Below are 26,647 nucleotides of genomic sequence, written 5' to 3' on the forward strand. Positions count from 1 at the left end.
CACTGCAAAATATAGTTGTCAACTTTATTTTCATTTTGACAAATACAGTTTGCACTTTTATAATATTAATTGAGGTGAAAAATATGAATTTAAGCGATAAAATTAAAGAGTTACGTATACAAAAAGGTATAAGCCAACGAGAATTAGGGCGTCGAATAGGTATGAGTGGGCAGATGATTTCAAAAATTGAAGGAAATCGTACTACCCCAAGTTTAGAAACTTTGGTGAAAATTGCTGATGCATTTGATGTTCATGCCTCTACACTGGTTCCCGACGGTTACTTAAACCAAGACCTTAACCTAGACTTTTTGAATTCAAATAAATCTTTAGATGAATATAAGGATTTAAGAAATCAAGCTATTGCCTTTGATTTTCTTAAGTATGCAACCCTTGACGATACTACTATGAGAGATAAGGGCTACCCTGATCCATTACTTCCTAAAGATATTGTACAAAGTTTTAAACAAATTTCTTGTTCACTAGGGCTCTTTAAACTTTACGAGATGAATTATGATGATACTTTAAATATGCTTTATTCAGATGAGTTTCGAAGTTTAATGAACCTCTTATCGCTTAAATATACAAGTGAGGATAGTGATAATTAATGCCTGTATATAAGAATGAGCAATTAAATACTTGGTACTGTAAATTTTATTACACTAATTGGGATGGAGTAAAAAAACAGAAAATGAAAAAAGGCTTTAAAACTCAGAAAGAAGCTAAAGCCTATGAACGTGATTTTTTAAGTAAGGCCCATGCTTCCTGTGATATGAGTTTTAAAAGCTTAGTAGAATTATATTTTGAAGATTGTAAAAGTAGATTAAAGCCAACTACCTTAGATAATAAACAATATGTGGTTAATTTAAAGATATTGCCTTACTTTGAAAAGATGCCTATAAATACAATTACACCAACAACTGTACGAAAATGGCAAAATGAATTTATTTCTAGTGAAGAAAACTATAGTCAAACTTATTTAAGAACTATCAATAATCAACTATCTGCCATATTTAACTTTGCTACAAAGTATTATAAACTTCCTTCAAATCCTGCTCGTACTTGTGGAAATATGGGAAAAAATAAAGCTGATAGTATGCTCTTCTGGACTACTGATGAATTTAAAAAATTTATAGTTTGTGTAGAGGATAAACCCCTTTCAAAAGCTGTATTTAACTTATTATTTTGGACTGGTATAAGAACTGGGGAACTTCTAGCACTCACCTACAATGATTTTGATTTTGAAACCCAAACTGTAAATATTGATAAAAATTACTCGAGATTAAATGGTGAGGATTTAATTCTTGAGCCTAAAACCCCTAAAAGTAAAAGGGTAATCACAATACCCCTGTTTCTATGTGAAATCATACAGGAATATAAAGAACAGCTTTATGATTATAAGCCACATGAAAGACTTTTTCATGTTACAAAATATTATCTTCACCATGAAATGGATAGAGGAAGTAAGAAGAGCAAAGTAAAACGTATTCGAATACATGATTTAAGGCATTCTCATGCTTCACTCCTAATTGAAATGGGATTTTCACCACTTTTAATATCTGAAAGATTAGGTCATGAAAAAGTAGAAACTACGCTTCAAACCTACTCACATTTATACCCAAATAAACATAGTGAAGTAGCTGAAAAATTACAAGCTTTGATATAATAGTATCGTTTCAGTATCTCTTTATAAACAAAAACCCTACAAGCCTTTATTCTACAAGGCTTGTAGGGTTTTTGTTTATTATTCAAACTCAATAGTTGCTGGTGGTTTGCCTGTGCAGTCATAGAGTACACGGTTAACACCTTTAACTTCGTTTACAATTCTTGTTGTTACTTTCCCAAGTACTTCCCATGGAAGGTCAGCTGATTCTGCTGTCATAAAATCACTTGTTGTTACTGCTCTTAATGCGATAGCGTAATCATATGTTCTTTCGTCACCCATTACACCTACTGAACGCATGTTTGTAAGAGCTGCGAAGTATTGACCAATTTCTTTGTCGATACCTGCATTTTTGATTTCTTCACGATAAATCCAGTCTGCATCTTGTACAATGCGTACTTTTTCTGCTGTTACTTCACCGATTATACGGATACCAAGACCTGGGCCTGGGAATGGTTGACGGTATACTAAGTATTCTGGAATTTCAAGTTCAAGTCCTGCTTTACGTACTTCATCTTTGAAGAGAAGACGAAGTGGCTCGATGATTTCTTTGAAATCTACACAGTCAGGAAGTCCACCTACGTTGTGATGTGATTTGATAACAGCTGATTTACCAAGACCGCTTTCGATAACGTCTGGGTAAATTGTTCCTTGTACTAAGAAGTCTACTGCACCAATTTTTTGTGCTTCTTCTTCGAATACACGAATGAATTCTTCACCGATGATTTTTCTCTTAGTTTCTGGATCTTCTACACCTTTTAATTTTTCGTAGAATCTTTCTTGTGCATTAACGCGGATGAAGTTAAGGTCATAGTTACCTTCTGGTCCGAAGATTGCTTCTACTTCATCACCTTCATTTTTTCTAAGTAAGCCATGGTCTACAAACACGCATGTTAGCTGTTTACCAATTGCTTTTGAAAGCATAACTGCTGCTACAGATGAATCTACACCACCTGATAATGCACATAATGCTTTTCCGTTACCTACTTTTTCACGAATAGCTTCAATTGTTGTTTCTACAAATGAATCCATTCTCCAGTCACCTTTGCAACCACAAATGTTGTTTACAAAGTTAGCAAGCATTGTCATACCTTCTTGTGTATGCATAACTTCTGGGTGGAATTGAACTGCGTAAAGCCCTTTCTCAGCATTTTCCATTGCAGCTACTGGACATACTGGTGTGTGTGCAGTAATTTTGAAATCTACTGGTGCTGTTTCAATATAATCTGTATGACTCATCCAACAGATTGTTGAGTCAGAAACATTTTCAAATAATTTTGATGTTGTATCAACTTTTACTTCTGTTTTACCATATTCACTTACTGGTGCTGTTGCAACTTTACCACCTAAAAGGTGTGCTGTAAGCTGAGATCCGTAGCAAATACCAAGTACTGGTATGCCTAGTTCAAAGATTGCTTTATCACAGATTGGTGACTCCTTGGCGTATACGCTATTTGGTCCCCCTGTAAAGATAATGCCTTTTGGATTCATCTCTTTGATTTTTTCAATACTTAAGTTATAAGGATGTACTTCACAGTATACGTTGTTTTCGCGAACACGTCTTGCAATAAGTTGGTTGTACTGTCCACCAAAGTCTAAAACGATAACTAACTCGTGGTTCATTTCTATTTCCTCCTCAGAATATGTGCTAATCTCTTGTTGTCTATATCTTTATATTACTTAACAAACTATAGCCTAGGCACCTATGTGCCTAGGTTATGTTTTCTTAGTATTCTACACTGTAGTTTGGAGCTTCTTTTGTAATATGAATATCATGTGGATGGCTTTCTTTAAGACCAGCACTTGTAATACGTACGAAAGTAGCTTTTTCTTGAAGTTCTTCGATTGACTCTGCACCTGCATAACCCATACCAGCACGTAATCCACCCATCATTTGGAAGATTGTATCTGCCACGCGACCTTTATATGCAACACGTCCTTCAACACCTTCTGGAACGAGTTTTTTCGCATCATTTTGGAAGTAACGGTCTTTACTTCCGTTTTCCATAGCTGCAATAGATCCCATACCACGGTATACTTTGTATTTTCTTCCTTGGTAAAGTTCTGTAGCTCCTGGACTTTCTTCACAACCAGCAAGCATTGATCCCATCATACATACGCTTGCACCTACACCAATTGCTTTAACGATATCTCCTGAATATTTGATACCACCATCAGCAATAACTGGTACACCGTAAGGTTTAGCTGCATTTGCACAATCTTCTACTGCTGTGATTTGAGGAACACCTACACCTGCAACAACACGTGTTGTACAGATTGAACCTGGTCCAATACCTACTTTAACTGCGTCTGCACCTGCTTCAATAAGTGCTACTGTAGCTTCTGCTGTTGCTACATTACCTGCAATAATTTGAAGGTCTGGATATTTTGATTTAATAAGTTTAACAGTATTGATAACACCTTGTGAGTGTCCATGAGCTGTATCTACTGTAATTACGTCAACTTTTGATTTTACAAGAGCGTCTACACGTTCAAGAACATCGCCTGTTACACCAACAGCTGCACCAACTAAAAGTCTACCTTGCTCATCTTTTGCTGCTTGTGGATAAAGAATAGCTTTTTCAATATCTTTAATTGTAATAAGTCCTTTTAAGTTACCTTCTTGATCTACAATAGGTAATTTTTCGATACGGTGTGTTGAAAGGATTTCTTTTGCTTTTGCAAGATCTGTTCCTTCCTCTGCTGTAATAAGGTTTTCACTTGTCATAACTTCTTTGATTTTACGATTATGATTTGTTTCAAAACGTAAATCACGATTTGTAATAATACCTACTAATTTTGTACCTTCGGTAATAGGAACTCCAGAGATTCTGTATTTTGCCATTAGTTCATTTGCATCATATACATAGTGGTCTGGTGTTAAGAAGAATGGATCTGTAATAACACCATTTTCAGAACGTTTAACTTTATCAACTTCTTCTGCTTGTTGGCTAATAGACATATTTTTGTGAATGATACCTATTCCACCTTGGCGAGCAATTGCAACAGCCATACGTGTTTCAGTTACAGTATCCATCCCTGCACTCATGATTGGAACGTTAAGTGTAATCTTTTTAGTAAGCTGTGTTTGAAGTGATACTTGATGTGGTAATACATTTGAGTAATTAGGTACAAGTAAAATATCATCAAATGTAATGCCCTCTTTAATAATTTTTGACATGTGAAGTTCCTCCTAGTGTTTGTTGTAATAATAGACGATATAAAAAAATTCCTCCAGCGTGCTTAGAGGAATGTACAGGCAACCAGCAACTTATGTTAACCCTATAAGCTACAGTATACCTTATTAACTTCCTCGTAGTCCACTTATTTACGGTAAGTGGGTAGATACTCTCGGCCCAATTGCCAAGTATATACGAAAAATGTTGTTTCTGTTTTTATTATCGACTATTATAGCATATCCTTTGTAAAAATGTTAGTAGTGTTTTTTAATATAATAATAACAAGTTTATACAAGAAAAATATGGACTATATACAACTAGTCCATATTTTTCTTAAATTTTTCAAACTATTCTTTTTATTAACCTCTATATTTAAAAACTTTATTAGGCGCTTGTTTGTACATAAGATTTAGCATTTCTTCATTTGGTGTAATAAGAATTTTTTGTAATTGACCATCTTTTGGGTACATAATCGCATAAGTTTCTTTTGTTCCATTACCATCACTTGCATTAATTACTTTTTGACCACGTGCAAGTTCATCTTGGTGACGTTCATCTTTAATACTAGCCATAGCATTCATCTCTTTTAAATCTAATTCTATAACACGTTTTCTTTTTTCTTTATTATAGATTACATCAATATCTAAAAGATTATTAGTTAAACTATATTCATGCTCTTTTTTTAATTTACTTGATAAAAATGTTGCTAACCAAAGTACTGCTAAAACTAAGATTGGTGCCATAAAAATAGGAAGTACAAAAAATAAAATTAAAGATACTAAAACTGCAACAGTCCATATAATTCCTTTTTGTGCTTTATCATTTTTACTCATTGTCATCGGTACTAATTGCTCTTTAAAAACATCACCCATTACTGTTTCTCCTTTTATTTTACTATGTTTTTTATTATTTTATTTTACCATAGCTTTATATTTTTTTCAAATTACTCTGCCTTTACAATTTGTCGAAATAAAGATGTTAAAAAACTTAAACTTTTTAAAATTAATGTCGTAAAATCAGTAATTTTATACTATAATATAAGAGATGTTTAATATCTAAATATTTTTAAGGGGAGTAGTCATGTCCAAATTTACAATGGAAAACGATCAATTTATCAATAATTATTTACATAGACATCTATTGATTATAACCACATTTACGTTACTACTTATTTTTCTTTATACTTTTAATTCAGCACTGTTTATATCAACCAGTAAGTTTATTATGTTTGTTATGGCAATCTATTTACTTATTAACTCACTTTCAACTAGACATATCACTCAAAACCCATTTCTTTCATATACATCTATATTTTATGGTGCCATTAATACATTACAAGGACTTCAATTTATTTTGACTTCTATTTTAGGCGTAAAAGTCAATAGCTACTACCTATCTATGGCAACTTATCATGCTGGGCGATTAAGCTTTGCTTTTATTCTCGTATTGCTTGCCTATTATTATGTACATCGTAAAGATCAATTAGAACGGGTAAGTTGGTACCTCATGGTAGTATTTATTCTTACTTGTATTGTAGCAATCCCTGCCATGATGACAGACAACTTTATTCTATTTATTAAAGGAAATTCTCTAGGTGCACTTTTCTTTAATTTACTAACTAATCTCTTTACACCTGTTGCACTCTTTATAACCTTTAAAATTTTATTTCCTTTACGCCACCAATTTCCATATACGCATAAATTGATTATGATTATCTTTTTAGTACTTGCTAGTATTATGGAACTTATTGATTTCTTATATTTTGAACCCTTAACTGCACCCCGTATTATTCCATATCTTTTCAAAATCTCTACACTTTACCTCTTTATCATTGGTCAAATTGATTGCTGTATTTTAAGACCTTTTAAAGAACTATATTCTGAACATAAGATACATGAAAAAGATATAGAAGACACACATAAAGAACTTTATCAATATTCTATCTACGCTAAACAACTAGAACATAATTTAAAAGCAAAAACGACTCATTATGAACGTATACTAAGCTTATTTCCTGAGCCATTTCTTCTTTGTATAGATGATAAAATTTTAGACACGAATCAAGCTGCTTTAGATCTTTTCCATTCTGTTAATAAACATGATTTAACAGGAAGTAGCTTATTAAGTTATTTGAAATTAGATGATGATTTGTTAGAAGCCTATAAGCAACTTCCTGCTCATCCCGGTAGCCTTCTAAAAGGTGAAACCTCTCTTATTACTTTGAATAATGAAATTTACGACATTGAGTATTTGTTTACAACTACATATTTGCATGAATCTATAAATATAGTATGTATTTTGCGTAACATTACAGAGAAAAAGCAAAAAGCATTAACAGAAAAAGCTCTTGAAAAACAAAACTTAAAACTAAGCTACTTTTCTAATATTTCTCATGATATTAAGATGCCTATTAATATTATTTATAGTGCACTTCAAATGCAGTCTCATGCTACTACATTGACTGAATGCTTACATTATACTGATATGATGCAAGCCAATTCTCTTAGATTACTCAAATTAATTAACAATATCTTGGATGTCACCAAACTTGAAAATAACATGATTAATTTCGCTCCACAAATATTTAATGTAGTCGATGCCGTGGAAACGCTTTGTGAAATGTCTTATTTGTATATGCAAGAAAAAAATATTACGTACGTTTTTGATACTGACTTAGACGAGAAATTTATCCGTACCGATGCTGCTGCATTTGAACGTATTATTTTCAATCTACTTTCTAATGCCATTAAATATACACCTAATAATGGTGAACTATTTATTGCTATAATAGATTTAAATGAAAATATTGAAATTCATATCAAAGATTCTGGTATTGGTATTGCATCTGATAAAATAGATAATATTTTTGATAGATTTATCACTGCTGACCAAGGTACTAGTTCTAAAGAACATAGCTGCGGCATAGGCTTATCTATAGTAAGGGATCTTATCCACCTCATGGGAGGATCTATTCACTGTGAAAGTGTATTAGGTGAAGGTACTACTTTTATCATTCAGCTACCTACTCCTACTTTAGGGGATATAGAAATCGATTATCCTTACCAAGCAACTTATACATCACATAACATTAAAATTGAGTTCTGTGATATTGCTTAAGTTACATGTACATAAGGAGGTTATAACTTGGATTTTCTAATGATGCTTAAAGCGGGCATTCTTGGAATCGTAGAAGGTCTTACAGAGTTTCTACCTGTTTCTTCAACTGGTCACTTGATTATTTTTTCTAATCTTATTGACTTCTATAAGCACTCTGATAAAGCCTTTGTAGACTTATTCAACATGATTATTCAATTGGGTGCTATCCTTGCAGTAGTCGTTTATTATTGGAAAAAGATTTGGTCTACTGTGACTCACCTTTTTCCATCATCTAAAACGCCTTTAGCTGAAAGTGGATTATATTTCTGGGGTATGATTCTTATTTCATGTATTCCAGCAGCTGCTATTGGTCTTCCTTTTGATGATATGGTTCAGCAGTATCTTTTTAATCCTCCTGTTGTAGCCTGTACCCTATTCTTTGGTGCACTCTGGATGATTTACGCTGAAGGTAAATTTAAAGGAAATACAATTACACCATTATCTGCTACACCTGTTACACCAGGAAAAGCATTATGTGTAGGACTCTTCCAAGTTCTCTCAATTATTCCTGGTATGTCTAGATCTGCTTCTACTATCATTGGTGGTTGGGCATGTGGTATGTCTACTGTAGCCGCTGCTGAGTATTCTTTCTTCCTTGCTATTCCCGTGATGGTAGGTCAAGCTCTTCTTCACTTTATTAAGCTTCTTAAAATGCCTACACCGCTTAATGCGAGTCAGTGGGGAGCCTTAGGCGTAGGATTTATTGTATCCTTTATCGTTGCCTTACTTGTCATTGATGCCTTCTTAAGCTTCCTTAAGAAGAAACCAATGCGTTACTTTGCTTTCTATCGTATTATCTTTGCATTTGTTGTGCTAATTGCCGGTCTATTTGGTCTTCTTGCTATTTAGACAGTACATATTAATAAGTCCCCAAGCAATACCATCTCCATAAAAGAGGCAAGAGCTAACACTTTCTATAAGTGTTAACTCTTGCCTCTCATATTTATTCTAACTATTCTTACTATCTGCTACTCATCTTAGCTATTGGTATCTATATTCTTGCGTCTAAGTTCTTCTATCATCATCTCATATTGTAAATCTCCAAGTCCATATTGAGAAAATGTTGTTAACAATTCCCTTAATAATTCCTTTGTATCTTTATTGATGTTTTTGATAATATATCTACTTATTTCACTTGTTTCATCCCTATACTCTAAATATAACTTAACCATTTGATAGGTAACAGGTAATAGCTCTAGAGCTGGCATTTTGCGCTTACATACTATATCTCTATATCGTTCTAGACTTCCTTCTAATTCAAGCTCATAAGCCTCTGGTAATATTTCATCCATACTTTCGCAAGCCATACACAGCAACAAATCACCTGTATAACTTATTTGTTCTAAAAAACCTATTACTGTTAACATATTGATTTGGCAAAACATATCGTCGCCAAACCATAAGACTATCGTATCAAACTTCTCTTTAAATAGCGGTTCTAATGGTTTGAGTACAATATCTTCATACTGTTCTTTGGTTCCCTTTAAAGACCTTACTCTATTCTTGATAAAGGCCTCACTAAATATGACTTCATCAGCTTCTCCCCAGCACATGGCTTCATTAAATGAGATATATGTACACCCTTCTCGCATTTTACCTTCTCTTTGAAACCGTTCTAACATACAACCGCCATTTAGTATATGTAATACCTTACTAGAGTACTTTGCCTCTACGTCTTCTTGAAGTTTATCAATTACATAAGTAGTGATCATTTTTTCTTTCATCCCTTCATCTGGATTAGTTCCAACATACTTAGAATAGTATCTAGAAATAGGTCTTCTTTTTTGTCTATATTCATAAGGTGAGATGCCATAAAAAGTTGAAAACGCTCTTGAGAATGCTTCTTGAGAGGAGTAGCCATATTGATATGCAATATCTATAATTCTTAAATTGGTATTACATAAGGATTCTGCAGCATATTGCAATCTCTTTTTTAAAATATAACTTTTTATGGAAGTTCCTATGCTCTCCTTAAAACATACTGAACAATAATAAGGTGAATAATTAACATGCTGAGCAACATTTGTTAAAGAAATATGGTCGGTTATATGTTCATCAATATACTTCACCATTTGCCTAATATCCAATTCTTTCATGTCATCCCTCCTCTTTGCTGTATTGTATATAATTTAGACTCATCTTATATGATATTACTTGTGATTATTAATCACTTTATTCAGATTCCTAATATCCAAAAATATTCGGCCCCTCTATTCCCTTTCTCTATCCACTCTGTAATCGTTGCAAAGAATTTATCTACTGATGCATTATCCTCATAATCTGCTCTACATCTTTTCTCAATTTCTTGCCATTCTAAAAGAGTTATCTTTTGATCACCATAGTACGCATACACTTTAAAAATATCATCAAAATACGGGCTAAGTACACCTATTCCATCTTCTTCATCTGCAAAATATAAAGAGTCTTTTGACCAATGTTGCTTAGGATAAGAATGTGCATAGGCTATTTCATAGGTATCTCCACCTATTACTTTATCTAGTGTAAATACTCTTAATTCTACCATTTTATCTTCCCCCTTATTATATTACTAATATAATTTTGCTATCTCTCAATTCGTCCTAAGATATATTTTATAGTAAACATTTCTTTACCACATGGTATCACTTCTGAATCATTTATACAATTACTCATTCTCTAATCTAAATGATTGCACAAAAAAAGGACTGTATTATACAGTCCCTTTACTTTTATTACATCATACCCATTCCGCCCATGCCTGGCATTCCGCCACCTGCTGGCATAGCTGGTTCATCAGATTTGATATCTGCAACGATACATTCTGTTGTAAGGAATGTAGCTGCTACAGATGTTGCATTTTGAAGTGCACTTCTTGTTACTTTAGTTGGGTCAATGATACCACCATCGATCATATTAACATATTCTTCTGTAAGGGCATTGAAACCAACACCTACTTCTGAAGCTTTAACTTTGTCAATGATTACAGCTGCTTCAAGACCTGCATTTGCAACGATTTGACGAAGTGGTGATTCAAGTGCTTTTAAGATAATACGTACACCAGTTTTTTCATCACCTGTTGTTTCTTCAAGAAGTGGTTCTACTGCTTTAATGATGTGGATGTATGTGCTACCACCACCTGCAATGATACCTTCTTCTACAGCTGCACGTGTAGCTGCAAGAGCATCTTCAATACGAAGTTTTCTTTCTTTCATTTCTGTTTCTGTTGCAGCACCAACTTTAATAACTGCTACACCGCCTGCAAGTTTAGCAAGACGTTCTTGAAGTTTTTCACGATCGAAATCTGAAGTTGTTTCTTCGATTTGACGACGGATAAGACCTACTCTATTAGTGATTTCTTCTTTATTTCCAGCACCATCTACGATTACTGTATTTTCTTTTGTAATTTTAACACTTGCAGCACGTCCAAGTTGTGCTACTGTAGCATCTTTAAGATCAAGACCTACTTCTTCAGAAATTACTGTACCACCTGTAAGTGTTGCAATATCTTGAAGCATTTCTTTTCTTCTATCACCAAAACCTGGAGCTTTAACAGCTACACAGTTGAATGTTCCACGAAGTTTGTTTACTACTAATGTAGCAAGTGCTTCACCTTCTACATCTTCTGCAATGATAAGAAGTTTTGCTCCTGATTGAACGATTTGTTCAAGAACTGGTAAAATTTCTTGGATGTTTGTGATTTTCTTATCTGTAATAAGGATGTATGGATTTTCCATTACAGCTTCCATTTTTTCTGTATCTGTAACCATGTAAGCAGATAAGTATCCACGGTCGAATTGCATACCTTCTACAACATCAAGTTCTGTTGTCATAGTTTTTGATTCTTCTACTGTGATAACACCATCGTTTGATACTTTTTCCATAGCATCAGCAATTAAGTTACCTACTTCATCATCACCAGCAGAGATTGCAGCAACTCTTGCAATATGTGTTTTGCTATTTACTGTTTGGCTCATACCTTTGATAGCTTCTACAGCTTTTGCTGTAGCTTGTTGCATACCACGACGAATAATGATTGGGTTTGCACCAGCTGTAATGTTTTTAAGACCTTCTGTAATCATTGCTTGAGCAAGTACTGTAGCTGTTGTTGTACCATCACCAGCAACGTCATTTGTTTTTGTTGCAACTTCTTTTACAAGTTGTGCACCAATGTTTTCAAATGGGTCTTCTAACTCAATTTCTTTAGCAATAGATACACCATCATTTGTAATAAGTGGAGTACCATATGTTTTATCTAATACAACGTTACGACCTTTTGGTCCAAGTGTTACTTTTACTGCGTTCGCTAATTGATCTACACCTGATTGAAGTGATTGTCTTGCTTCCATTCCAAAACGAATTTGTTTTGCCATTTTTAGTACCTCCCTGTGCTCTTTCTATATAATAAAGATTAATTATTCAACGATTGCTAAGATATCGCTTTGTTTAACGATAATATACTCTTCTTTATCTAAAGTTACATCTGTGCCAGCGTATTTTGAATAGATAACTTTGTCGCCTACTTTTACTTGCATTTCAACTTTTTCACCGTCCACGATTCCACCTGGACCTACTGCAATAACTTCAGCTTCTTGTGGTTTTTCTTTAGCGGCACCTGTTAAGATAATACCTGATTGAGTTTTTTCTTCAGCCTCTAAATGTTTAAGTACGACTCTGTCGCCTAATGGTCTTAAATTCATAAAAATACCCTCCTTCTATAGATAAAGTATATGATTTTTTAATTGTTAGCACTCACCTATCTAGAGTGCTAATTACATCTATAATATTATGCCATTCTCTCAAAGATTGCAAGTCTAAATTTAATTATTTTCTAATTTATTTACTACAATTTTTCATCCTTACTATAGCTTTCTTTAATTCTCTTATTGTTTCGTGAATTTTTTATGTTTATATCTATTTTTAATAGATATAACTTCTGTAAAAACATAGGTATTCTGCTAGGTTTTGAATAAAAATCTACTTTTATTAGAAAGGGTAGACCTTATTCTATATTTACATATATGATTAAGCTATCTCATTACTTATTTATATAAGTTGTTCTCTCTACCATAGAAGAAGAGATACTGTTGTGCATAGCCTGCTAAGTCACCATAGTACTCTCTTGCAAAAGTTTGAATCGCCTTTAAAGAGATTTCCTTCCCTTCAAAGTACATACCTTCTATAACACGCTTAATCCATACATCTGTAGGGAACAAATCCATTTTACTGTAGGCAAAAAGTAAAATACAATCGGATACCTTGGGTCCCACTCCCTTAATTTGCATAAGCTTCTCTTTTGCCTCACTGGCAGATAAGACATAGAGTTCATTAAGATCTACTTCACCACTTGTTACTTTCTTGCAAGCATCTACAATATAAGGTGCTCTAAATCCTACCTTACATTCTCTAAGTTCTCCCTCTGTAGCTCTTAAAAGTTGCTCTGGTGTTGGAAAGGTATAGTAAGTCTTATCAGTATCATGGTCATAACCAATCTCATCACCATAGCGTTCTGTAATGTTAGCAATACATTGCTTGATATGAGGAATTGCTTTATTTTGAGAAATGATAAATGAGATAAGCATTTCCCAAGGATCTTGTTTTAATATACGGACACCATAACCAAATTCTATCGCGGCTTTCATATAAGCATCCTTATCAGATAACGTTTTACTTATTCCTTTATAATCCGTATCTAAATCAAAGTATGCTTTCCAAATCTCATCAAACTCACCTACTGTTGTATGATGGATCATAAGATTATTACTACCTGGCTGCTGAACTAACTTAATGCGCTTTTGCTTAGCTATAAGGATATAACTATTTTCATTAATTTGTTCAAACCTAAAAACCTGTCCACTTTCTAATATCTGTCCAATATCAAAACACTCTACTTGTTCTACTATTAGATTACTTACCATCGACTCACATCCTTCAGTAAAATGCTTGAAAATACTTTTCATATTATTACCATTTACTACTCTTTTATCCAAAATAATCTTTTTTAAATTTGACTTTAATATTCTTAATAAGTCTATTCAATATGTTATAATAGGGCTATACCCTAAATACCATATAGAGTTGAGTTCTAGAGCAGATTAATATACTTACTTCACTCAAACTCTGTTTATTATACTATGATAGGAGACCTTTATGAAAGATAACCTTTATACCATACCTCTAACAGATGCTTTTACTGCTCATGATGAGTGCCCTTTTTGCTTTATTCATCGTACTCTTGAACAAGATGCCATTAGCTTTACTCTAGGTGCCTCTTATATGGAAGATGATATACGTGCTGAAACAGATCACCTAGGCTTTTGCAAAGACCATTATAAAAAACTTTATGACTATGGTAACCGTTTAGGTCTAGCTTTTATTTTGCATACTCATTATCAAAAGCTCGAAAAAGATTTAGATAAGCTTCTTAGTAGCACTGAGCTGCCAAGCCCTGGTTTCTTTGAACGTATGAAACGTTCGACGCCAGCTTCTTCACCTACTACAGATTCTTTACACAAACAATTAGATAGTTGCTATATCTGTGAACGTATTGACCGTAACTTTACACGTTATATGGAAACTTTCTTCCACCTTTTACAAACGAACGATGAGTTTAAAGCACTCTTCTTAAATAGTAAGGGGATGTGTCTAGAGCATTTCACTATGCTTCTTGAAATGGCACCTTCACAATTAAAAGGAGAAAATAAAACATTCTTCTTAGAAACAAGTAAAAAAATGATGAAAGAAAATCTTAAGCGTATTGAAGATGAAATTGGTTGGTTTATCGACAAAAACGACTACCGTAATGCATCTGCTCCATGGAAAAACTCACAAGATGCCCTTCCTCGCGGTATTCAGAAGCTAGCTGGCATTTATGTACAAGATGAGCCTTTCAAAAAAGCACATTAAATGCTTCTATAAAATAATCCCTAGTTACACTTCTATATAGACCTGTAACTAGGGAATTTTTCATTTACCTGCTTATTTTGTTTGGTAATGTCTAGAAGCAAATCTCCATGTGTCTTCACACATTTCATCGATATTTTTCTTAGCTTCCCAACCTAATAATTCTTTTGCTTTTGCAGCATCAGCATAACATGTACCGATGTCACCTGCACGTCTTGGAGAAATTTGATAATTTACTGGGTGTCCACAAGCTTTTTCAAAAGCTTTAACTACTTGAAGTACGCTGTAGCCATTACCTGTACCTAAGTTAATTGCTTCTACACCTGTGTGTTTGATTGCATAGTCTACTGCCGCAATATGGCCTGCTGCAAGGTCACATACGTGGATGTAATCTCTTACACCTGTACCATCTACTGTTTCGTAGTCATCTCCAAATACACTAAGTTTTTCAAGTTTGCCTACTGCTACTTGAGCAATATAAGGAAGTAAGTTATTTGGAATACCATTTGGATCTTCCCCGATTAAACCTGACTCATGTGCACCGATTGGGTTGAAGTAACGAAGTAATACAACACTCCAATCTTTGTCTGCTACATTAAGATCTGAAAGAATCATTTCTGTCATAAGTTTAGTACTTCCATAAGGGTTAGTTGTACTAAGTGGCATTGTTTCTACGAATGGTGCTTCGTTGTTCATGCCGTATACTGTAGCTGAAGATGAGAATACGATTTTTTTACAATCATATTTTTGCATCATTTTACAAAGAATTAATGTACCTGTAAGGTTATTGTGATAGTAAGTTAAAGGAATTTGTACTGATTCTCCTACTGCTTTAAGACCTGCAAAGTGGATAACTGCATCAATTTTATTTTCTTTAAATACTTGTTCTGTTGCTTCTTCATCTAATAAGTCTGCTTTGTAGAAGGCTGGACGTTTACCTGCAAGTTGTTCGATATAGTCTAATACTTCTACTTTTGAATTACATAAGTTATCTAAGATTACAACATCATATCCTGCTTCAATAAGTTGTATTGTTGTATGACTTCCGATATAACCCATACCACCTGTTACGAGAATTGCCATTTGATTCACTCCTTAAGTTTACATGAATTTTTTAATGATATTTTCTAGTTGTTCCCATTGTGCTTCCATATCTTGAACTAATTTAAATTGTGTTCTTGCACGATCTAAATTATGGTTTTCTCTATGAATTTTGAAGTAATGGTCCCCTTCAAGGTAGTCCGTTAAGAAACGCATACCACATTCTAATGTCATTACTTTTGATCCTACTAATAATGAATAGATTTCTTCTTTATCAAAGCTATCTCCAACTGCTTCTAAGAATCCTTTTGTAAAGGCTTCAAAGCGATCAGGCATAAATCTAATAAGGCTTAAATCTCTTTCATCTTCTTCTCCAGAAGTTGCACCTGTACGGATACAATCACCAAAATCATAAGCTGCAAGACCTGGCATAACTGTATCTAAGTCAATTACACAAATACCTTCATGTGTTGTTTCATCTACCATAACGTTATTAATTTTTGTATCGTTATGTGTAACACGAAGTGGTAATTTGCCCGCTTCATATAAATCTAACAGTCTTTCTGTATCTGCTTTATGATCAAGCACAAATTGAATTTCATCTTTTACAAATTCACTACGTCCAAGTGCATCTTTTTCATAAGCTGCCATAAAGTTTTTGAAACGATTCTTTGTGTTATGGAAATAAGGAATTGTTTCATATAAACTTGATGCATCAAAATCTGTTAAAAGCTTTTGGAATGTACCAAATGTCTTTGCACAGTTATAGAAAATTTCATTACTTGGAACTACATCATAAGATACTGAATCTGTGATGAATGCGTATGCTCTCCAATAGTAGCCTACTTCATCTTGAACGTAAGTTTTATTTTCTACAGTTGGAATTAATGTAAGTACCTCGCGAGATACATCTCCACCTGTTGCTTCGATTTTTGCACGTACATGATTACATACTTTCTCAATATTCTCCATAAGTTCTATAGGTTGTTTAAAAATATGGTGATTGATACGCTGAAGAATGTATCTTGTGCCATCTTCCATTGTTACTAAATAAGTATCATTGATATGCCCATTTCCTGTTGGTTCTGCACCCTTAACAGTACCTTCAAATTTAAATTTACTTACCATTTGATTAAGAACTTCTGATGTGACTTCTACTTTCATACTATCTCTCCTCCCAAAGTTTTAAAGGATAAATGCCTTGTGCTTGGAAACCTTGGATAGCTGCTACTACAACTGGTTTATCTTCTTTGTAAGTTACACCATACCATTTATCCTTTGAGTGTAATACGGTTACGGTAGCTTGATCCTTTTGAATAAGTGCATCCACTACAGAAGGTAAGAAGAATTCTGATTTAAGAGGATTATTTGTAAGCTCTCTATCTAAGAACTTTATAAACTCTTCTTCTAAAGTATTAAATATACTTGGTGTAAATCCCCATAAATTCATAGATACAATAGAATCTTTATCTACTGGTGTCCAAGTCTCACCTTCTAAAAATTGTGATTGCCCTTCATGATAAGCAATGTGTGTACGTTCACAAATAGATTCAAGTTGGTCCCCTATACAGCTACAAACCCCTCTCGCTACATGACCGTGCTCTGTAAGTGTATTACTTAATGTATATCCTACCATTGCATAGCGGTATTTGTCATCATCTTCTGCTTCTAATAAGAAATTATAGATTTTCTTAAAGGCTTCTGGTCCATAGTAATCATCTGCATTAATAACTGCAAAAGGTTGATCTACCTTTTCTTTACAAGAAAGAATAGCATGACCTGTTCCCCATGGTTTTGTACGCTCACTTGGTGCACTATAACCTGCAGGTATATTTTCTAAATCTTGATAAACATATTCTGTCTCTATGTATTTTTCAATACGATCTCCGATAGCTTCTCTAAATGCTTCTTCATCTACTTTTTTAATAATAAATACAATTTTTTTAAATCCAGCCTGAATAGCATCAAAAATAGAAAAATCAATAATAAGTTCTTTGTGTGCTCCTACTGGATCAATTTGTTTTAATCCTCCATAACGACTTCCCATCCCTGCTGCCATGATTACTAAAATAGGTTGTTTTTCCATTGTTTCTTCCTCCCTTGGTATACTTTAAAGTATTGCTTTTTCTGGACATCCTACAATAAGCTTAGTCCCATCTGAATAACCTTCTGGTCTATCTTTGAGCTCTTGAATGAGAATATTACGTAATTGTCCTATTCTTTCTTGATACTCAGGTGTATCTATATGATTAACCACTTCATGTGGGTCATCTTTTAAATCAAAAAACTGTTCTTTGCCTGATTGGGTATACCAAATATATTTATCACTTTCTGTGACGATATATTGATTCCCCATATGACCACCTGAATGCTCACCATGAATATAAGTTCTCCAGGATGTCTTACTTTCTTTTACCTTGTCTTTAGGTTGTATTCTGACACTTTTTCCATCTACACTATCTGGAATATCCGCTCCAGCAAAATCAAGTAATGTTGGCATTACATCTCTTAGTTCAACTAAGTTAGTCGTAACTTCACCATTTCTTGGTACAAGCCAATCTGATCCTGATAAGATAAATGGTACTTTAATGCTTCCTTGATAAGGTCTTGTTTTTCTAAACATATGATGATCGCCTAATAATTCACCATGATCCGATACAAATAAGATTATCGTATTATCATAAATTTGCTCTTCTATTAAGGCTTGAATCAATCTACCTATTTGATGATCGATATGGGTAATACATGCATAATATCCTACTTGTGCCTGCCTTAATAATTCTGGATCGGCAATACCTTCTGAAGAATCATACACTCTTCCCCATTTCTTATAGCTTTCTTGATCTGCCCATTCTCCTACATATGGTGTGGCTAGTTTTTTATCTTTATACATATCGAAATAACATTGTGGTGCATCAAATGGTGGATGTGGGCGTACAAATGAAGTCATTAAGAAGAATGGTTTTTGACGGTCTCTCCTTCTTAAGAAATCCAATGAACGATTGATTACCCAATTGGTTGGGTGAAGCTGTTCATCATACATCCAAGGTCTTGCTACCCATGAATTACATTCAATACCTGTATCTATTATGTCACAAGAAATACCTTTTTCTTCTTTTAACCAATAAAGATAATCATCTGCTACTTTTTGATTTTCATAATAAGGTGTTGATGCATAACGGTTATGATGTAAATATCCGTCATGTAATTCTATATGATGAAATCCTAGTAAATTTCTTAATGGACTCACATGCATCTTTCCGACACATTGAGTATAATAACCCGCTTTTGAAAGTTCTCCTGCTAAAGTATGTTCATAATCCCATGTTACTCCATCTTGATAGCCTACACGCTTATGATTTTCCTGAGACATTCCAGTCATAAGTGCTGCTCTAGCTGGTATACATGTTGGACATGCACTATAAGCATTCTCAAACAATATCCCCCTCTGAGCTAAACTATCGATGTAAGGTGTTTTAACATCTGGATGTCCTGCTATCCCTAGACAATCACCCCGGTGCTGGTCATCTACTATTAGTATAATATTAGGTCTTGTCATTTCATTCCCTCTCTCAAATTGATCTGAACTTACCTTTACTAAAGGAGGATTTGTTTTTTTACTTTCATCCTCTCTTATATTATAGTTGAATTAATCTGAAATTACTACTCATTAAGTAAATTTTTTTTCATTTTTTTAGTGTTTTTTACTTATATGTAAAATAAGGTATGAAAGTCTCCTTTCATACCTTATTTATCAAAACTAATTTATTCTATAATTGTTATAAAGCTATCTAGAATCTTAGACATTTCAGCACGAGTTACTAGCTCCTCTAAACCTAAGGTGCCATCTGGATAACCACTTATAAGTTTGTTTTGAATTGCCCAAGCTACTTGTTCTTTTGCCCATTCTGGTACTTTATCACCATCTTTAAAGTTTCCTAAAATTACTTCTGTATCTACTTTTTCATATAAGCCCAAGTAATCTAATGTTCTTACTAAGCTTACAATTGTTTCTGCCCTACTAATAGAAGCATTGGGTTTGAAAGTTTGGTCAGGATATCCTGTTATAATACCTAAAGTTGCAACCGTATTAATCGCATCTTGATACCATGCATCTTTTACAATATCAGTATAAGTTGATTCTTTAGTCTCAACTTCACCTACTATACGATTAATAACCATGGCCATCTCCGCACGACTGAGCTGTTCATTTGGCATAAATTTAGATTCTGTTTTTCCTACCATAAGTCCTCTCATAATAACCTTTTCAATACTTGATTGAGCCCAATGTGAAGAAATATCAGTAATAAGAGCAGCATTACCTGGCACTAGTTGATCAAGAGCATGTTGTGGTTTAGTAGGTTCTACTTCTGGTTTAGATTCTTCTGGTTTTGTAATATTGCTACCACCACCGTTGTTATCTCCACCATTGTTGTCATCCCCACCATTATTGTCATCTCCACCACCATTGTTGTCATCCCCACCACCATTATTATCTTCATCAAATATTGGATAATCTGGTAATGTTGGCTCTTCCACTTTATGATTTTCACTATAAATTGCTACATTATCAATCATAAGTGTGTTAAGTGCTGTAGAAGTTGATCCTCCTGCACCATTTGGCATACCATTTGGTGTAGATACTGTAATATATACGCCTTCTTCATCTGGTGTTGTGAATGTAAGGCTTACCTTTTCTACACTTGGGTCATGATTCTTATTACCACCATTCTCTCCATTACCTAATGTACTAGGTTTTAATGTTTCTGTACCTAATACAGTGCCACTCTTAGTTTTAGCAGAGAATGTATATGGATATCTTTCATCTGCTGACAATGTCTCACCTTTTGTTTCAGCAAACAGTGTGTAATCGAATTCTACTGTATATTCAGTATTAGGTTGGAAAGTAACATGTGATGGATAAGTAATAATAACTTCTCCAGTCTTATTATCAGATACCTTAAGTGACCATTGCCCGTCAAATGCATAGCTCTTAATTTGTCGACCTTCTGGATCCTTCTGAGCAAGGTGAACTTTAGATGCTCCTCCATTTAGAGCATATTCAAATACACCCCATCCTTCATCAACATTTTCGAAGTCTTCAAAGTAAATAGCTCCATCCTTATTACGATCTGTATTTCCTGGTTGTTCGAAAATACGAACATCATCAATAATAGCTATGCTTTCTTCTTCAGCTGCTGGTAAATGTAAATAAAGCTGAGCATTAGTTACACCTTCAGGTACTACTACATCGAAACGAATACGTTGATAATTTTTTCCTGTATATTTATGATCTTTAACTTTATTATTGATTGTATTATCATCAATATCTGCAACATACACTTTATCATCCATAAGCATACCTAATTCTACAAGTCTATCAGAATTTACCCATGCAGAAATTGTATAAGTTTTACCCGCTTCTAAACCTGTAACCTCTTGAGCAATAAGTGCATCTTCTTTACCTGTTACTTTAAGTTTATTATCATAAAGCTCTGTTTCTTCCATTCTGATCATTTGAATATGATCTGTACTATCTGCTTTTGAAAGTTTTTGCCAGCTTCCTTTGCCATCACCAAATTTCAGACTATTAAATCCTGGATCTTTTACAAGACTACCTTCACCCCATTCAGTTGTTTGAGGTAACCCATTTATATCTGTCGCATTATCTTCAATGATATATGGTACTTGTGCTGGTAAATCAAGTGTTACTTGATGATTAGATACACTTACTGTCTTCACAAACTCACGACCTGTAGAAGTAAGTTCATATACATAAACTTCATTTACATCATTCCAACTATTTGGAAGTGTCCAAGTTGTTTCTCCACCATCATTGTTCCAATAATAAATCTTATCTTCTTCAATTGGGTTCCAAGGAATGAACACAGTTGATTTACATCTTGTTGGATCTTCTGTCATGATTGCAATACGATTTTTGTCTTTACTATATAAGTTAATACTTCCATTTTCACGTACTACATAACTTCCATTTTCAAAATCTACTCTATCCTCTGCCATCTTTACAATTGGTGAATACTGCATATATTTAGTTGGAAGGTTTTGGTTATAGAAGATTTCTACACCTTCAAACATATTTGTTACACCACGCCATGAAGCTACTCCTGGCATTTGCATACCTTTTAGTAACTCATCTGGATTAAATGCATCTTTATAACCATTGTAAAGGAAGCGATAAATATCTGAACTTAAACCTGATCCTGGATAATAAAGGTCTGTGCCCCAATGTGTAAATACTTGATTACCTTCAAATGGCCCGCAGAACTCTGTTGCTACTGTCCAATTACGGTTAAGTAATTCAGCAAATTTTTGTGAATGATAATCTGAACGATAGTATACATCTACATAAGTAAAATCTAATGTAGGTACTGCTTCAGCTAGCTCATCTAATCTACGTTCAAGTTCACCTGATTGTAAATCTTTCATTTGGTCAACATGATAAGATGCATCTAACCACGCCCATCCATGATCTAATTTACCAAGCTCTCCTCCTTGAAGATTTTCAAGCTTAGTACTTACTGCATCCAACATATACTCTGTTGCATTGATATGAATACCTGTCTTAACATTATAATTATCTCCAGCTTCACCTAAGATATTAAAATCTTTTGCTCCGCCTTGACGAATACCTACGCCTGCATAATCTGGATGTGAATCATCATGGCCTTCTCCTTGATAACCTTTGTTAAGGATCATTTGGCCAAATCCATCATAATAATGACTAAGTAATTTACTATTATCTAAAACACGTAAGAATGGATTTGATGTTGAACTTGTAAAGTTCATTGCGATCCACCATACTTGGTCCTTGATATCTTCTGAACCTTTTGGTATTGGCATAATTTCTCTAAAGAGAATAGCCGCATCTTGCCAATCTAGTTGATTATCATTATTTTGCTCTGCTCCAATGATAATGCGTGCTGATGGAAGCGCTTCAGTTTGATCATTATTTGCAAATACACTTTCACGATATCTATAGGTAAATGGACCATTTGCAAAACTCATATTGTCATAAATACCATCTTTGGTTAAAACAATCCTATCAGATGGAGTAATCACATTATTCTCAATAGCTGCTGCATAATTATTGTTATAGATTAAAGGATAAGTAACTTTTTCAGTTTTTACTTCATAAGGTACTACACCACTCATATCCCCAAATACTTCACTAATACCGCTACTACCACCTTGAGCCTTAATTGCTCCATAGCCTGCACCTTCACCTGATACAGTAATTAAGTTTTGTCCTACAAATTCCACAGTTTCTACATTTTCTGTTTCATGTAACTCTCTAATTGCAGTCACTTTATACTCTATAATATTGCGATCTTGTGCATTCGTATTATTCGTATATTTTGGATCTTTTGAATTACCATCTTGTGTAAGAGCAATCGTTACATCGATTTCGGCAAATGGGATAGCTCTACCTGTTTCATCTTTTTTCTCAAATGCTAATGTATAGTCAATTTGGCTTTCCCCTTCTGTGCATACTACTGAAGATGGATAATATACTCTATTATTAATTGCTACAGCACTTACAAACTTTTCTTGGCCTATAAAAGCTGTCTTACCATCTAATTTGTATTCCATAATACGTGGGAATGCTGAATCTACTACAACTTCCATCTCCCCTAATGTAAGTGGAATATCTTTTGCATCAGTTGGTCTAGCTGGTTGCATTCCAACTTTAGCTGCTGCTTCTTGAATTTCAATATTATCTAAAATAACTGTATGATTTTTTAAGCCAATACCTGTACTATACCATGATAAGAATCCAAATTGACCTTTCATATCAAGGAACTTACCGTCTGAACCACCTTGCATTTCAGGTGTACCACTATATTGTTCTACACCATCAATCATCACTTTAAGAGCTGGTCCTTCCATCTCTACTTGTAATTTGTAGGTTGTATTTGGTTCTAATTCCATACTAAAGAGTTCCTTACTCCAACCTGCATTATTTTGAATAAACCATTTATGTGTACCGTTATAACTTTCATAAGCTAAACTAGTATATGTTTTAGCTTGAACATCTCCACGTAGAATGATACCAAATGGATTTGGTACAACATCTGTAGTTGTAAGGTCTACTGATATGGTTCCATTTTGGATACTTGGTGAATTCATATCCATATAAGCAATTCGTGAGCTTGTTAAATCTTTTGTATTGATTTGGTATTTAGCATCATCATCAACATCAATAATACTAGCTATTACTTTTTCTCTATCACTATCATTCATAGTTTTCCAATCTACTAATTCTGCATTAGAGAAATTTTGAATGTAGTGGGCTGTTTCATTTGATTCACTTACTGTAAAGTTAATATTATAGCGTCCTACTGTTTCTTTATCTTCAGCTGTTATAACAATCTCAGCTTTTGCTTTACCATCTGCTACTGGAACTTTTACATATCTATTTGCCTTAGCATTTTGTACAACTTCAACTTCTTGCCCATTTACGGTTACAGTTGCATAAGTACTTTCTGGCACTGCCACAATATCTACTTCTGTTGTTCCCATAGGAAGTACTACATTGTAGTCTGTTTTTCCTGCTGTAAGTGCTAAACTTTCATTATTATAAAGTACTGTTTTGAGTACTACATTTTTATCTGCAGCACGTTTTGCAAAGTTAAATGTATAATCTTTTGTCACTGTTCCATCTTGTGAAGTAACTTGAATACCTATTCTACCTTCTGTAGTAGAAATTGTTTTAATACCTACTTGTGACTCTGTATTACGTGTATTTACACGTACCTTAGGTATTCTTGTTTCAAATGGATCTAAGGTAATATTATAATCTGTAACATCTGGATTCATAGAAATTTCTTTCCATGTCTTTCCTTCGTCTAAACTGTACTCTGCCATTGTGATTTCTGCACTTGTACCTAATGGTATTGGCTCATAAACAAACACTTCTGTTAAAGCTGCAATTTCATGTGCTGCTGTTGGACAGAATTGTACATATTTAACATTATCAGGAATATTTAACTCTATTGTTTGAGGTGCTTTTGTTGCTGTATATGGTGTATCTAGTTCTCCAACTTTATACAATCTAAGATTTGCTGGATCATTTCCTGCCCATACTTCGTATGCTGTTACCCCACCATTTTTATGATCCTGTCTGAAGTGAATCGTCATGGATTGAACTGGCTGTGGTTTATCTAATTCTAAAAGAAGAGTTGGTTTTGAATAACCTTGTGCAGGTGTGTAAGCTTGCCATTTAGTATTAAAATTACCATCTTTAGCTTTATCAGGTGTATCATTACCATAATGTGAACCTGTTCCTGATACCCCTATAACTTCAATTTCTGGTCCTCTTTGTGAGAGTTCACTTATACTGAACGTATAGTCTTGTTTGGTTTCATCTGTTGCAGTAACTGTAACTGTATAGGTGTTACCTAACTTTACTGGTGCTGATACTTTTGCTGTTGGAGAATTTGCCTCTACATAAAGCTTTACATCCCCTTCAGATATTACAAAAGGTACTTGGTAAGTAAAACTTGTTTTCCCAAATCCTACTTCAAACTCTTGAGTAACTCCTTTTACATCTACTGCTGCATAACGAAGTGTTGTATCACTTTCTTCTTTTGCATCTACATAAACACCTAAATCAGCTATACCTGCAGTGTCTCCTACTCCTGATTTAATATGTAACTTAACATATTTCCCTTCTACTGCTTGATCTAATAAAATACTTTGTGCTGGTCTATTTAAACCACCTGTAGATGGTAATTCACCTACCTTTACAGGGCTTCCCATATGATCTTTATCATTACTTATATAAAGTTCATAGCTCTTTATACCACCATTGTTAGAATCATTTTGAATTGGAAGTAAAGCAAGTTCTTTAATATCATAACTTTTATCAAGTTCAAAACTAAAATATGTACCAAGCCCTGCTCCTACTGCTCCATCTGCTGATTTCCAGTAAGTATTGTTATTACCATCAACAGCTAAATTAGCTGTGTGATTGCCATCTACACTATCTGCTTTGATATCAATGATAGTTTCTGAACTAAGCTTAGTACGTCCTGCTTGCTCATTTTGATTAACTAACTCTGATGAATAGATAGTCATATCTTTTAATGATAAGTTTTCACTTACTCCTGATTTTGCTACAAAACGTATGATTTTTACGTCTTCAATAGATGTTTCAAATTCAATTGTCTGAGTCTCTACTTCATTATCTAATGTACCTTCTTTAACCTTTGCTAATGTTCCTAAGGATGAACCCATATAGACTTCATACTCTCTCACTGATCCATTAAAATCACCTGCATCAGCTTTAAGATTAGGCATAATTTCAATACGTTTAATAGATTTCTTTTCTTTCAATTCTACTGTTAGTGTAACAGGTTCCTCTATATTATTAATTGAAAGTGCTGCATCAGTTGTCACTTCAGGTTTTGCTAAAGTAAGCGCTGCGCCCGTTGTTTGCCACACTGTTCCTAAGTTGTTGTCAAATAACATACTTCCACTATAGTCTTTACCTTCATATTCCCCAGATGGATTTTTCCATTCATTACTTGTTTCAACTGAAAGAATGTCATCTCTTGTTAAAGGATTAATAACATACTCTCCTTCAATGACATAAGGTTTAATCGGTGATGCCACAATACCTGTGAGTTGTGAAGCAAGTACAGATGCTATCGCTACTCCACCCAATAATTTCTGATAATTCTTTTTCATAAATTACCTCCTCAAATTTTTG

18 protein-coding genes and 1 riboswitch are annotated in these 26,647 nt (G+C 34.0%); of the genes, 5 read left to right on the forward strand and 13 right to left on the reverse strand.

Annotation, left to right across the window (positions count from 1 at the left end; all coding sequences use genetic code 11):
- Positions 1 to 83 precede the first annotated feature (83 nt).
- Both BN2390_RS13660 and BN2390_RS13665 read left to right on the forward strand, forming a co-directional pair.
- Entirely contained in the window at positions 84 to 605 is a 522-nt protein-coding gene (locus tag BN2390_RS13660; RefSeq protein WP_053984894.1) for a helix-turn-helix domain-containing protein, read from the forward strand.
- On the forward strand, positions 605 to 1,663 hold the full coding sequence (locus BN2390_RS13665; protein WP_053984895.1) for a tyrosine-type recombinase/integrase: 1,059 nt from the start codon (positions 605 to 607) through the stop codon (positions 1,661 to 1,663). The genes BN2390_RS13660 and BN2390_RS13665 overlap by 1 nt, the downstream gene beginning before the upstream one ends.
- A 78-nt stretch (positions 1,664 to 1,741) precedes the next feature.
- Here the strand turns inward: BN2390_RS13665 and guaA are convergent, their stop codons facing one another.
- From guaA to BN2390_RS13680, 3 genes are all read right to left on the reverse strand, one after another.
- A complete protein-coding gene (gene guaA / locus BN2390_RS13670; protein WP_053984896.1) occupies positions 1,742 to 3,283 on the reverse strand; it encodes a glutamine-hydrolyzing GMP synthase in 1,542 nt (513 codons plus the stop codon).
- A 103-nt stretch (positions 3,284 to 3,386) separates the two neighbouring features.
- Positions 3,387 to 4,841 carry an IMP dehydrogenase gene (gene guaB, locus BN2390_RS13675; RefSeq protein ID WP_053984897.1) on the reverse strand — a complete coding sequence of 485 codons (1,455 nt, stop codon included), beginning with the start codon at positions 4,839 to 4,841 and terminating at the stop codon, positions 3,387 to 3,389.
- Positions 4,842 to 4,956: 115 nt separating this feature from the next.
- Positions 4,957 to 5,057, reverse strand: a riboswitch (purine riboswitch).
- A gap of 141 nt (positions 5,058 to 5,198) precedes the next feature.
- A complete protein-coding gene (locus BN2390_RS13680) occupies positions 5,199 to 5,711 on the reverse strand; it encodes a hypothetical protein (protein WP_053984898.1) in 513 nt (170 codons plus the stop codon).
- Between the two features lie 208 nt (positions 5,712 to 5,919).
- Between BN2390_RS13680 and BN2390_RS13685 the strand changes: the two genes are divergently transcribed.
- Complete coding sequence (locus BN2390_RS13685) at positions 5,920 to 7,956, forward strand: PAS domain-containing sensor histidine kinase (protein WP_053984899.1); 2,037 nt, start codon at positions 5,920 to 5,922, stop codon at positions 7,954 to 7,956.
- A gap of 27 nt (positions 7,957 to 7,983) precedes the next feature.
- Complete coding sequence (locus BN2390_RS13690) at positions 7,984 to 8,844, forward strand: undecaprenyl-diphosphate phosphatase (protein ID WP_053984900.1); 861 nt, start codon at positions 7,984 to 7,986, stop codon at positions 8,842 to 8,844.
- 128 nt (positions 8,845 to 8,972) lie between these two features.
- Here the strand turns inward: BN2390_RS13690 and BN2390_RS13695 are convergent, their stop codons facing one another.
- The 5 genes from BN2390_RS13695 to BN2390_RS13715 form a co-directional block, all read right to left on the reverse strand.
- On the reverse strand, positions 8,973 to 10,091 hold the full coding sequence (locus BN2390_RS13695) for a helix-turn-helix transcriptional regulator (protein WP_082238787.1): 1,119 nt from the start codon (positions 10,089 to 10,091) through the stop codon (positions 8,973 to 8,975).
- Between the two features lie 80 nt (positions 10,092 to 10,171).
- Positions 10,172 to 10,519: a hypothetical protein gene (locus tag BN2390_RS13700; RefSeq protein ID WP_053984901.1), complete on the reverse strand. Its 348-nt coding sequence runs from the start codon at positions 10,517 to 10,519 to the stop codon at positions 10,172 to 10,174.
- Positions 10,520 to 10,706: 187 nt separating this feature from the next.
- Positions 10,707 to 12,344: a chaperonin GroEL gene (gene groL, locus BN2390_RS13705; protein ID WP_053984902.1), complete on the reverse strand. Its 1,638-nt coding sequence runs from the start codon at positions 12,342 to 12,344 to the stop codon at positions 10,707 to 10,709.
- A gap of 42 nt (positions 12,345 to 12,386) precedes the next feature.
- Entirely contained in the window at positions 12,387 to 12,671 is a 285-nt protein-coding gene (groES, locus tag BN2390_RS13710; protein ID WP_053984903.1) for a co-chaperone GroES, read from the reverse strand.
- 342 nt (positions 12,672 to 13,013) lie between these two features.
- Positions 13,014 to 13,931, reverse strand: coding sequence for a DNA-3-methyladenine glycosylase family protein (locus BN2390_RS13715; protein WP_242847676.1), 918 nt, complete (start codon positions 13,929 to 13,931; stop codon positions 13,014 to 13,016).
- 190 nt (positions 13,932 to 14,121) lie between these two features.
- Here BN2390_RS13715 and BN2390_RS13720 point away from each other — a divergent pair, with 190 nt between their 5' ends.
- On the forward strand, positions 14,122 to 14,877 hold the full coding sequence (locus BN2390_RS13720; protein ID WP_053984905.1) for a DUF6062 family protein: 756 nt from the start codon (positions 14,122 to 14,124) through the stop codon (positions 14,875 to 14,877).
- 72 nt (positions 14,878 to 14,949) lie between these two features.
- Here the strand turns inward: BN2390_RS13720 and galE are convergent, their stop codons facing one another.
- The 5 genes from galE to BN2390_RS13745 form a co-directional block, all read right to left on the reverse strand.
- The gene (gene galE / locus BN2390_RS13725) at positions 14,950 to 15,957 is read right to left on the reverse strand and encodes a UDP-glucose 4-epimerase GalE (RefSeq protein WP_053984906.1); all 1,008 of its coding nucleotides are present in this window, start codon (positions 15,955 to 15,957) and stop codon (positions 14,950 to 14,952) included.
- Positions 15,958 to 15,975: 18 nt separating this feature from the next.
- Complete coding sequence (locus tag BN2390_RS13730) at positions 15,976 to 17,079, reverse strand: phosphotransferase enzyme family protein (RefSeq protein ID WP_053984907.1); 1,104 nt, start codon at positions 17,077 to 17,079, stop codon at positions 15,976 to 15,978.
- A 1-nt stretch (position 17,080) separates the two neighbouring features.
- Positions 17,081 to 18,001: a nucleotidyltransferase family protein gene (locus BN2390_RS13735; RefSeq protein ID WP_053984908.1), complete on the reverse strand. Its 921-nt coding sequence runs from the start codon at positions 17,999 to 18,001 to the stop codon at positions 17,081 to 17,083.
- A gap of 24 nt (positions 18,002 to 18,025) precedes the next feature.
- Complete coding sequence (locus BN2390_RS13740) at positions 18,026 to 19,474, reverse strand: arylsulfatase (RefSeq protein ID WP_053984909.1); 1,449 nt, start codon at positions 19,472 to 19,474, stop codon at positions 18,026 to 18,028.
- Between the two features lie 206 nt (positions 19,475 to 19,680).
- The gene (locus BN2390_RS13745; RefSeq protein ID WP_053984910.1) at positions 19,681 to 26,625 is read right to left on the reverse strand and encodes an endo-alpha-N-acetylgalactosaminidase family protein; all 6,945 of its coding nucleotides are present in this window, start codon (positions 26,623 to 26,625) and stop codon (positions 19,681 to 19,683) included.
- Between the last annotated feature and the right edge of the window lie 22 nt (positions 26,626 to 26,647).

Origin of the sequence: Niameybacter massiliensis (genome assembly GCF_001282685.1) — a bacterium.
In the GTDB taxonomy this organism is placed as follows: Bacteria; Bacillota; Clostridia; order Lachnospirales; family Cellulosilyticaceae; genus Holtiella; species Holtiella tumoricola.